Source organism: Massilia sp. TSP1-1-2 (genome assembly GCF_049896185.1).
Classification (GTDB): Bacteria; Pseudomonadota; Gammaproteobacteria; order Burkholderiales; family Burkholderiaceae_D; genus Telluria_A.
Genome location: NZ_JAFCTU010000138.1, coordinates 1 through 952 on the forward strand (window position 1 = coordinate 1; position 952 = coordinate 952).

The 952-nt window shown below is 61.3% G+C and carries 1 pseudogene; it reads right to left on the minus strand.

The annotated features are described in order from the left end of the window. Positions 1-952 (minus strand): annotated as a pseudogene (locus ACP7BV_RS27310) (methyl-accepting chemotaxis protein); the annotation flags it as partial.

A 952-nucleotide genomic window follows, 5' to 3' on the forward strand; every position in this document is an offset into this window, starting at 1 on the left:
GATGCCGTCGATCACGCCGATGATGTCGACAATCTTGTTGGCCGAGGTATTGATCGAACCCATCGTGTCCACCACCTGGGCCACCACTTCGCCACCCTTGCGCGCCACGTCGGACGCGGTGGCGGCAAGCAGGTTCGCTTCGCGCGCATTGTCGGCATTTTGCTTGACGGTGGAAGTCAGTTCTTCCATTGCAGAGGCGGTCTTTTCCAGCGAGCTCGCTTGCATTTCGGTGCGCGAGGACAGGTCGATGTTGCCGGCTGCGATTTCGCGCGAGGCGGTGCCGATGGTCTCGGTGCCGTGCCGCACCTGGCCAACGATGTCTTTCAGGCTGTTGCGCATTTCGCGCACTTCCATCAGCAAGCTGCCGGCGCTGGCGTTGCTGGTGTCGATCGAAATGGACAGGTCGCCTCTGGCAATGCTGCTGGCGATGCGGGCCGTATAGTCAGGCTCGCCGCCCAATTGCTTGATCAGCTTGCGGGTGATGACGATGGCGGCAGCCAGGCCGACCAGCACGGCAAAAGCGGCAAAGGCCAGCATGAAATTGCGCGCCGTCGTGTAATCGCCCTCGGCCTGCTTGACGGTCGCGGCGGTCTGCTTTTCTTCCAGCACGGCGAGCTGATCGAGCGCGGCCATCCATTTTTTCTGGTTCGGACGGATCTCGCGAATCAACACCTTGGTCGCGTCTTCGGCCTTGCCGCCCATCCACATTTCGGACGCCTTGGCGATGGCCGGCATGGCCGCCGCTTCATGTTCCTTGATTTGCTTGAGCAAGTCTTTCTCGGCCGTGGTGGTCGACGCTTCGGTTGAAAATTTGTCCGACAGCTTTTTTTGCGCCGCGCCATACGCCAGCGCGAGGTCATTGACGCGCTTCATTTCCGGCGCCATGTCGTCCGGATCGGACAGCAGCGTGAGCACGCGCAGCGAGGTGATGCGGTCAGCCACGTTGGTACGC